Here is an 8,725-nt window from a genome sequence, read left to right as displayed (position 1 = left end):
GGCGACTCCGGGGTTCGGTTAATGGCGTTTCTGCAAGCCCGCGCGGTGCTCATGCGAAGCACGGCACCGCTGTAAGCAGCGCGGGACAAGCAATGGAAGATGGAAAGGCATCGGCTCACTGTGCCGGAGCGGAAGTTGGCGAGAGCACCGCCCGACATTTCACCCCAGCCGGAATAGCGAGCTCAGGGTTGGGTAGTTCGAGCAGCACCACGAACGTGCCGCTTGCAGCGTCGATCAGGCGATCGACACTCACTGCGCGCGCCGAGTAGCGAGCCCCTGCCGGGATCTCGGGGACCACGTCGATGACATCACCGGCATTGATGGTGCCGAAAGCCTCTTTCTGAAGCACGACATGAACGCGCAGCGGATCGAGTTGCGCGATCTTCAGGATGCCCTTGCCTGTCGAGCCGGGTTCGACCACCTCGCCCGGGTAAGCAAGCTGCGCAACCACCACGCCATCGAAGGGACTGAGCAGTGTGCGCAAGGCCAACTGGGCATCATGCTGCGCCAGCTCGAGACGCGCACTCTGGCGCTCTTCGTTGGCAACCCTGAGTTCGGACTCCGCGAGCCGCAGCTCGGCCTCGGCGTCGTCGCGCTCCTGCTCGGGAATCAGCCGCTCTGCAGCCATCGCCTGACGACGCTCGAAGCGCTGGCGGGAAAATGCCACCTTGCGCTCGGCCAACTCGACGGGTCCGCGCTGCTGCGCACGGAAGCGGGCAAGCTCTGCTGCGGCCTGCTCTGCCCGCACATCCAGCGCCGCAAGTACCTGCCCCTTGCGGATCGTCTCGCCCCTGGCAACGTTGACCTGGGCGAGCAGCCCCGTAACGGGGCTCGCCAGTTCGACCGTTTGGCGCGGCTCCAGCAGACAAACCGCAGACTGGGCGGGATACGCCTCAAGCGACACTCCGGCCAGAAAGAACGAGGCCAGCGCCGCACGAACACATTTCATAAGGGGAAACCTCGGCAGCAGGTCCTGCTGCGCGCACACGGAGCGCAACGCTGAACATGTATCCAGCGCCCCGCTCAGGCGCAACACAAGGGCCAACCGGCGTTCAGGCCGGACGGGAGAGCGCCACGGCGCTCGATCGGCGCCGGCAAGTCATCAGCCCCGCGACCGCGCTCCCCAGCAACAGCAACGACGACGGCAGCGGCACGCTCCCCCCGCCTGGCGGGGTCGTCACATCCCCATCCCGCACCGCCCAGGCAAAAAGTCCGAAATCGAGGTAGTCATAACTACCGTCGGGCTGAAGGGCCAGATACCAGTGCTCGGACTCCTCGACCACGTTGTAATCCTGATCACCGTTCCAGAGCAGGAACAGCCACGCGTAGTCCTGATAGGCCTCCAGAACCGTCGAGGACCAATACGCAGCGGGTGCCACATTGACCAACAGGGCAAGCGCGTCGGCATTGGTCGCACTGTCGAGCCCGCCACCGGGCTGCCCGCCCAGGTTGACGTGGAACATATGCCCCAGTTCGCTCCCCAGGCACCCGAAGCCGTAACTCAGGTTCATGCCGCCCAGCGCATCGTTGAACTCGCAGGAAGGATCGGGCTGCAGCGTACGCGGCAGGCGCCAGTCGGCATAGCCCTGGTAGCTGAGGTTCTCGACCCACTCCGTCGCAGCATTCCAGCTCATCCGGCCGTCTGCGCTGAAACCGGATGTGCGCGCGTAATTGGCGTCAGCCAGCCACGTCACATCAAGCACGTCGTCATAGATCAACCCATTGCCACGATCGATCAGGGCCGCACTGGCATTGAACGCAATGCTGCAACCCGCGAGCACAGCGAATTTCGAAAGCGCCTTCATCATAAATGACTCATCCATTTTCAATACGTGTCGCGGCACGACACAGCAATATCCGTTCCACCGTATAGCGATCAGTCACTTGAGGAGCGGCGACCAGAATCGAAGTCAATATGTGTAAAAAAAACCGACACCTTTCAATGCCATGCGAGCTCGACCGCCCACCCCCTTCTTGGTACTCGCAGGGATAGCGAGCCAACGAAAATCCCACGCTAAAAATTCTTATGGCATATTGACTATGCACTTCTCATTTGACATCATCATTACAAAGACATCACCGGACGGCAAACTCATGTCAGCACCTGCACAGCAGCCTCTCCAGAACACGCCCCGCCTCGTGCGCAAACCCGCTCAACACGGCCAGGGCATGACCGAATACATCATCATCGTCGCCATGATCGCCGTCGCCGCCATTGCCGTGTATCAGTACTTCGGCCAGACGGTGCGCAACCAGACGGCGGCCATCGCACAGGAGCTCTCCGGCAAGGATGGCAGCACCGCCAAGAGCGCGGCCCAGACGGCGGCCGGTCAGGCACAGACAGTCGGCAACCAGAAGCACACCCTGGACACCTATGTGAATCAGGTCGGCAAGTAACCCGGCGCACAGCGCGGACGCCGAACGGACATGCACAAGGGCAGGCGGACAGAACCGCATACGCCCATGACGCCCAGGCAGCGCGGACAGGCACTCCCGATCGGGCTGCTGCTGGTCCTTGCCGTCGCGGCCACCGCACTCTTCCTCTTCAACAGCGGGCAGCTTGTGCAGGAAAAGCTCCGCCTCACCAATACGGCCGACGCGGTTGCCTACAGCGCCGGCGTGTTCGAGGCACGCATACTCAACTACGACGCCTACGCCAACCGCGCCATCGTCGCCAACCAGGCCGCAATCGGGCAGGCGGTCGCAGTGGCGTCGTGGGCCAGGTACATGGGGACATCAGCAGCCACGATCGGCCCCTACATGCACCTCATACCAGGCGTCGGCACTGCGCTCGCCCGCGCCATGGAGCGTTTCGAGGACATCATGGACACCCTGACGCCCGCCCTTGCGGTTACCGTCGCCAACCATGACGCAGCCATCCAGGCGCTGGCGCTGTCGCAGCAGCTCATGCACGGCCCGGGCGACAGCCTTGCCCTTGCCGGACGCCTCGTGCTGATGCGGCGCATCGCCCAGGAAAACGACCCGCAGGCCGTCGTCGACCCGATCCCGCTCACGGACGACTTTCTCGGCTTCACCCGCAACTACGCCTCGCGCGCCGAAAGGCAGCGCATGGGCAGGCTGGTCAACGATGACCGGGAGGCCTTCCTGCGCACTCGCAACTGGAACTTCGGTGTCGTCGTGCTCTGCCATGGCATCGAGTTGCGCAAGCGCGGCAGCACCGAACTGATCGGCCTGGTCGACGGCTGGAAGTCGATGGACACCTTCTCCGCTCACCACCATGGCATCCGCCGCTGGCGCTGCCGACGCAGCGAAAGGCCGATCGGCTATGGCACGGCCGCATCCGCCGACAGCTTGGCAGACCGCGCATACGACTATGCTGGGTCGCGCCCCACCAATCCCCGGGCGAGCAGGCAGGCCGACTCACCCTCGGGCATGGGCTGGGGCTTCCCCGCCAGCACCTTGGGCGGCGGCGCCGTGCCCACCTTCCGCGAACTCTCGGACCGGGCCCTGGCTGCGGACAGTCCGCGCACCCGCCTCAGCATCCGCGTCACCAAGCCCGGCTCGACCCAGCGCTTCTCCGGCGGCACAAGCAGCGTCAAGCCCACTGGGCGGCTGCAGCTTTTCGACGGCGCAATGCTTGCCGGCACGAGCGCGGCAATCTCAAGCGTCGAAGTCTTCTTCGAGCGTCCGGACACCGGCAACCCCCGCCATCCCGGCCGCATCGAGCGTGGCAGCCTGTTCAACCCCTACTGGCAGGCTCGCCTTGCGCCCGTATCCGCAGCCGAACGCGCCCAGGCCCAACTACGCCAAGGCAGCGTCCAGCTGCCGTGAGCCCCACCGTCATGTCATTCCCGCCCCAACGGTCCTCGATGGCCTGGATCCACCTGCTGCTGGCCGCAACCTGCCGCCTTCCCGTCCCGAACCATCCGATCGCAGCGGCGAGCATCATCGCGGTGACCCTTCTTCTTGCGGGCAATGCCATGGCCATCGGCACGCTTCCAGGGGGCTACGTGATTCATCGCGAAGCCAGCGTTCCTCCTGCACGCAAGGCCGCGCAGGCCGTTCTCCCCGGCTTGCGAGCCGCCTGCGAACGCGAAGGTGCCGCGTTCCGGTTCGGCGGCGATCTCGACAAGGTCGGCACCTACCAGGTCATCGAGCACCACCACCCGGGCGTGCGCAAGTCTTCGGTCGTCAAGCGCCACCATGAACTCGTCGCAATCTCGCGCTGCCATTACGAGGTGCGCGTGCGCGAAACCACCAGGATCAGCCACTTCGGCCCCAGGCAGCGCACGGTGCTGAACCGCGAGATCGACCCCGTACGCGGGCCCCAGCCGTGGCGCCGCAGAGCCATGCCGCATCTCGAGCACGACACGGCCGCCCTGCTGCGTGATGCCCTGTCCCTCGACAGCCTGGCACCCGCCGTGCCGACCGCAGGCGAGGCGGCACTGAAGCCCGCCGCCGGACAGCGCGAGGATCGCATCGCCGGCCGATCGTGCCGCTGGGTGCAAAGCCCGCCGCCGGTCGAGGTGCGCAGCTGCGTACTCCCCGAGGGCATCGGCATGCCCATCGACGACAGCCTCAGTACCGAGGTGATCAGCACCGGCAGCGACGGCACGGAGCGCGTTCTGGAGGTCCGGGTGGTGCGCTTCGAAGGACCGATCGATCTGCCGGCAAACGTGTTCGAGCCACAGGAGGATGCGGGCGATGCTGCCCAAACCCGCTGATCGCGCCCGCATCCGCGGCCAGTCCAGCGTCGAGTTCCTGGCACTGGCGCTGGTGTTGCTGCCCCTGCTCCTGATCGTGCCCTTGATCGGCAAACAGCTCGACATCGCGCAGGCGGCAGCGGCCGCCGCCCGCTATGCCGCCTTCGAGGGCACGGTCCGCCACGGCGGCAGCCTCCAGCCATGGAAACCCGACGCCGTGCTGGCAGACGAGCTACGACGGCGATTCTTCAGCACCAGTTCGGCTGCCATCAAGACCGGCGACGTGGCTGGCGACGTCAGCGCCGACCGCAATCCGCTGTGGTCCGACCACCGCGGTGGCGCACTGCTGCCGGTGTTCTCCACCCACGTCGGCGTAGAAAGCCGGCGCCAGGCACTGTCACAACCGGTGGGTGCAGTGTTCGCGGCGGGCATGGGCCTGGACAAGAGCAACCTGCATACAGCCAGGCTGCGGGTGGGTGTCGCGAACGTTGCCGGCCTTGCGCCTTTCGACGCACTCGGTCTGTCGATCGAGCGTCATGCCACGGTGCTGGTCGACCCATGGTCGGCCCCTGGCCCGGCAGCCGTGCGCAGCGCCCTGCGCCGGGAACCCTGGAATCCCGTCGGCCCCTTCCCGTTCGGCCCGCTCGATACGCTCGTCTCGGCGCTTCGTCCCTTCGCCGCCGTGCTCGAGGGTAGCCAGCTACCCGACATCGGCCGCATCAACCCTGACATCGTCCCCGCAGACCGCATCCGATGAAGACCCTGCGCACCCTGCCTGCAGCCGTCACGTCCATTGCCGTCGCATCACCCGCGCAGATGCCGGCCGACCGGGCATGCATCCCGCCGCTGGGCGTGAAACGCCTGCTCCTCGCCTGCCTCCTTTCCGTCTGCCTTTCCCTTGCCAGCCCAGTCCCGTCACAGGCGGGCGAGCTGGCAGCAGCCTGGCCGACGCTCGCACACCCGCGAGAGTCACACATCGACGAAGTCGGTGGGCAGATACGCATCAATGGCACGCCGATGCGTATCGTACGCGTACAGGCCGCGCTCCCCGTCGACGCCCTCGCCAGCCACTACCGGCAGGTGCTCGGCCAGCCGCATGCCGAATCGCAGGCTGGTGGCGCCCAAGTGCTGGCGCAAGGCCGCGGCAACTTCTTCATCACCGTCACGCTGCAGCAGTTGCCCGATGGCGGCAGCGAAGCGCTGGTGGCAGTGGCGGACAGCCACGGCGCACGCGCGGCTGCGGGCAGGCCTCTCGGCCTCGACATACCGGCGGGTACGACCCTGCTCTCGGACATGGAATCAACCGACGGCGGGATCGCCTCGCGCCAGTTCGTGCTGGCCAATACCCATAGCCTGCGGGTCAACCTCGATCGACTGTCCGCAACACTCGCCCGCCGCGGCCTGCATCCCGAGAGCCCGCCGGTCAGGGGCAGGAACGGCGCATTGCTGCAGCACTTCGGTGGCACCTCCGGCCAGGCGCAGCTCGTCCTGATGCGGCACGAGAACCAAACCCACGCCGTCCTCACCCTGCTCTCACGCCAGCCATGACTCGCCCCCCAGCTTCCTGCACACGCGGCCAGGCCCTTACCGAGTACCTCGTCGCGCTCCTCGTACTGGCGATGCTGATCGGCTTTGGCAGAGCGGGAGACAGCTCGGTGGTCGACACCCTGCTCACTGCCATCCACACCGCCTTCAACCGCCTGAGCGCCTTCATCTCACTGCCGCTATGACGCCAACCAACACGCCGCCGCGCGCCCGCAAGCACTGGGTGGTGCTCGCCTTCGCCCTCGCACTGGGCGGTATCGCCGCCTTTGCCGCAAGCAACTACCTGTCCAGCCGCATGGCCGAGATCGAAGCCCGCGATCGAGACGCTGACACGGTCCACCTGATCGTCGCCAAATCCAACCTGCCAGGCGGCGCGCTCATCACGCCCGAAACCGTTGCCGTGCGCGAGATCCCGCGCGCCTGGGCGCATTCCGGCGCGATCACACCCGAGCAGTTCAGTCGCGCAGAGGGCTCGGCACTCGCCCACCCCGCGGCGATCGGCGAACCCATCCTGTGGGCGCAACTGGAGGGCAACCGTGCCCCCAGCTTCTCGGCCCGCCTGCAAACCGGGCAACGCGCGGTCACCGTGCCGGTCGACGAGATCAGCTCACTGTCGGGCATGGTCGAACCGGGGGACCGTATCGACATCGTGGTCTCGATACGCGACGCCCATCGCAACTACACCTTCACTCTGCTGCAGAGCGTAGCGGTGCTCGCCACCGGCAGCCAGGCCGACGCCGAGAGCGCCAGGGCCGACGGACGCCACGGCGGCTATACCACCATCACCCTCGACACCAACCCCGAAGACGCCAAACGCGTCATCGCCGCGCGCGAGATCGGCCGTGTCACGGCGCTGCTGCGAGCGCCCGGCGACCTCTCGCCGGTGTCCTCGCTCATCACCGACACCCATGCCCTGCTTGGCCTCCCCAAGGGCGACAGCCGGAGCGTGAGCAGCGTCCCCGTCATCTATGGCGGCGGCCCGATCACCAACGGCCTGCAACTCACACCGCACCGGGAAGCCCCCCTCGACTGACGCCCCCCGCGATCCGTCCGCTACCGATCCCCCTCCACCTTCGCCACGCGCCGAGCGACCCGATGCACTTCCTCACCCACACCCTGCTTCGCCTGTTCGCGCTCTGCTGCCTGACCACCGCGGCGGCAAGCGCCGCGCCGGCTACCGCATCGGCCAGCCGCAGCGCCGAAATGCCCGAGCTTACCCTCTTCCAGGGCGAGACGCGGGTCATCACCGAACCCAACGTCGGCCGCCTGGCCGTAGGCAACGGCAAGGCCTTGTCGGCGGCGGTGCTCGACGAGCGCGAGATCCTGCTCATCGCCAACGAGATCGGCACCTCATCCCTGCACATCTGGACAGCCAACGGGCGCAACCGCCGGCTCAAGGTCACGGTCGTCGCCGCCGAGACACCACGCGTGAATCGCGAGATCGCGGCTTTCCTCGCCGACATTCCAAACGCACGCAGCACCGTCATCGGCGACCGAATCGTCATCGAGGGCGACAACCTGAGCAACCGCGACCAGGCCCGCATCGAGGCGCTCGCCAAGCACTACCCGCAGATCCTCAACTTCGCCAACCCGGTCGGCTGGGAAAAGATGATCGTCATGGAAGTGCAGATCGCCGAGTTCCCGGTCAACATGCTGCGCGAGGTCGGGCTGGCCTGGACCGCCACCGGCGGCGCAGCCATCGGCGGCATCTGGATGCCCGGCCGGCGCGGCAACACCCCCTTGCAGATCGACGTTCGCACCGGCGCCGAGAACGCCCCGCCCATCGTCAGTCCCGACGGCAGCGGCAACCCGGTGCCACTGGGCTCGAGCCTCAACGTGCTGTCCGCGCTCAATGCCGGGCTCAACGCCCAGTTGCGCCTCATGGAGCAGAACGGTTCGGCCAGCATCCTCGCCCAGCCCATCCTGTCCACCCGCAGTGGCGCCGAGGCGAGCTTCCTCGCCGGCGGCGAGTTCCCCTACAGCGTCAGCAACATCAACGGCACCACCATCCAGTTCAAGCCTTATGGCATCCGCCTCGAGATCTCGCCCACCGTCGATCACAACGGCGTGATCCGCGCCCGCATCATGAGCGAGGTCAGCGACCTCGACCCCTCCGTCATGAGCGCTGCCGGCCCCGCGCTGCGCACGCGCAAGACCGAAACCGAGTTCAACGTCATGGACGGCGGCACCATCGTGCTCAGCGGGCTGCTCAGCCGCGACGTCAATGCCTCCATCGACAAGGTGCCCCTGCTCGGCGACATCCCGGTGCTTGGCGCCCTGTTCCGTTCGCGCCGCTTCCAGAACAACGAGACCGAGCTCGTCGTCTTCGTCACGCCCTACGCCGTGGATAGGCACACCCTGCAGCAGGCCGAGAGCATGCTGCGCGCGCGTCAGCGCCTGGAAGACGCTCCGCGCGCACCCGAACCCGACCTGTCGGCCATCCCGTGGCCCGCCGCCCCGGTCGAGGACCGACCGATTCCGGGCACGCACGACCCGCTCTACAACTGAGCGGGGCC

10 protein-coding genes are annotated in these 8,725 nt (G+C 66.8%); 8 read left to right on the top strand and 2 right to left on the bottom strand.

The window, feature by feature from the left end; all coding sequences use genetic code 11:
- Nucleotides 1-115: 115 nt before the first annotated feature.
- Nucleotides 116-949 carry an efflux RND transporter periplasmic adaptor subunit gene (locus P7F68_RS07820; RefSeq protein ID WP_277832080.1) on the bottom strand — a complete coding sequence of 278 codons (834 nt, stop codon included), beginning with the start codon at nt 947-949 and terminating at the stop codon, nt 116-118.
- Nucleotides 950-1,052: 103 nt separating this feature from the next.
- Nucleotides 1,053-1,808 (bottom strand): PEP-CTERM sorting domain-containing protein, encoded by a 756-nt coding sequence (locus P7F68_RS07815; protein ID WP_277832078.1) that lies wholly within the window; start codon nt 1,806-1,808, stop codon nt 1,053-1,055.
- Nucleotides 1,809-2,094: 286 nt separating this feature from the next.
- On the opposite strand from P7F68_RS07815, the gene P7F68_RS07810 reads away from it, so the two are divergent.
- From P7F68_RS07810 to P7F68_RS07775, 8 genes are all read left to right on the top strand, one after another.
- Nucleotides 2,095-2,397, top strand: a complete 303-nt coding sequence (locus P7F68_RS07810) for a hypothetical protein (RefSeq protein ID WP_277832076.1) — start codon at nt 2,095-2,097, stop codon at nt 2,395-2,397.
- Between the two features lie 66 nt (nt 2,398-2,463).
- On the top strand, nt 2,464-3,792 hold the full coding sequence (locus tag P7F68_RS07805; protein WP_277832074.1) for a pilus assembly protein TadG-related protein: 1,329 nt from the start codon (nt 2,464-2,466) through the stop codon (nt 3,790-3,792).
- 11 nt (nt 3,793-3,803) lie between these two features.
- On the top strand, nt 3,804-4,685 hold the full coding sequence (locus P7F68_RS07800) for a hypothetical protein (protein ID WP_277832072.1): 882 nt from the start codon (nt 3,804-3,806) through the stop codon (nt 4,683-4,685).
- Entirely contained in the window at nt 4,666-5,421 is a 756-nt protein-coding gene (locus tag P7F68_RS07795; protein WP_277832070.1) for a hypothetical protein, read from the top strand. Before P7F68_RS07800 ends, P7F68_RS07795 begins: the two co-directional genes overlap by 20 nt.
- Nucleotides 5,418-6,212, top strand: coding sequence for a hypothetical protein (locus tag P7F68_RS07790; protein ID WP_277832068.1), 795 nt, complete (start codon nt 5,418-5,420; stop codon nt 6,210-6,212). The genes P7F68_RS07795 and P7F68_RS07790 overlap by 4 nt, the downstream gene beginning before the upstream one ends.
- Nucleotides 6,209-6,394: a hypothetical protein gene (locus P7F68_RS07785; RefSeq protein ID WP_002929251.1), complete on the top strand. Its 186-nt coding sequence runs from the start codon at nt 6,209-6,211 to the stop codon at nt 6,392-6,394. Before P7F68_RS07790 ends, P7F68_RS07785 begins: the two co-directional genes overlap by 4 nt.
- Entirely contained in the window at nt 6,391-7,242 is an 852-nt protein-coding gene (gene cpaB / locus P7F68_RS07780) for a Flp pilus assembly protein CpaB (RefSeq protein ID WP_277832066.1), read from the top strand. Before P7F68_RS07785 ends, cpaB begins: the two co-directional genes overlap by 4 nt.
- A 62-nt stretch (nt 7,243-7,304) precedes the next feature.
- Nucleotides 7,305-8,717, top strand: a complete 1,413-nt coding sequence (locus P7F68_RS07775) for a type II and III secretion system protein family protein (RefSeq protein ID WP_277832064.1) — start codon at nt 7,305-7,307, stop codon at nt 8,715-8,717.
- Nucleotides 8,718-8,725 lie beyond the last annotated feature (8 nt).

This window comes from Thauera mechernichensis (genome assembly GCF_029588855.1).
Classification (GTDB): domain Bacteria; phylum Pseudomonadota; class Gammaproteobacteria; order Burkholderiales; family Rhodocyclaceae; genus Thauera; species Thauera mechernichensis.
Note: the sequence above shows the minus strand (reverse complement) of the source record. Positions and strands in the feature narration are given on the sequence as shown.

What these genes read in the sequence shown, in the direction of transcription:
- P7F68_RS07805 (WP_277832074.1), top strand. Translation starts at nt 2,464, where the DNA reads ATGACGCCCAGGCAGCGCGGACAGGCACTCCCGATCGGGCTGCTGCTG.
- P7F68_RS07790 (WP_277832068.1), top strand. Translation starts at nt 5,418, where the DNA reads ATGAAGACCCTGCGCACCCTGCCTGCAGCCGTCACGTCCATTGCCGTC.
- P7F68_RS07820 (WP_277832080.1), bottom strand. Translation starts at nt 949, where the DNA reads ATGAAATGTGTTCGTGCGGCGCTGGCCTCGTTCTTTCTGGCCGGAGTG.
- P7F68_RS07795 (WP_277832070.1), top strand. Translation starts at nt 4,666, where the DNA reads ATGCTGCCCAAACCCGCTGATCGCGCCCGCATCCGCGGCCAGTCCAGC.
- P7F68_RS07800 (WP_277832072.1), top strand. Translation starts at nt 3,804, where the DNA reads ATGTCATTCCCGCCCCAACGGTCCTCGATGGCCTGGATCCACCTGCTG.
- P7F68_RS07785 (WP_002929251.1), top strand. Translation starts at nt 6,209, where the DNA reads ATGACTCGCCCCCCAGCTTCCTGCACACGCGGCCAGGCCCTTACCGAG.
- cpaB (WP_277832066.1), top strand. Translation starts at nt 6,391, where the DNA reads ATGACGCCAACCAACACGCCGCCGCGCGCCCGCAAGCACTGGGTGGTG.
- P7F68_RS07775 (WP_277832064.1), top strand. Translation starts at nt 7,305, where the DNA reads ATGCACTTCCTCACCCACACCCTGCTTCGCCTGTTCGCGCTCTGCTGC.
- P7F68_RS07810 (WP_277832076.1), top strand. Translation starts at nt 2,095, where the DNA reads ATGTCAGCACCTGCACAGCAGCCTCTCCAGAACACGCCCCGCCTCGTG.
- P7F68_RS07815 (WP_277832078.1), bottom strand. Translation starts at nt 1,808, where the DNA reads ATGATGAAGGCGCTTTCGAAATTCGCTGTGCTCGCGGGTTGCAGCATT.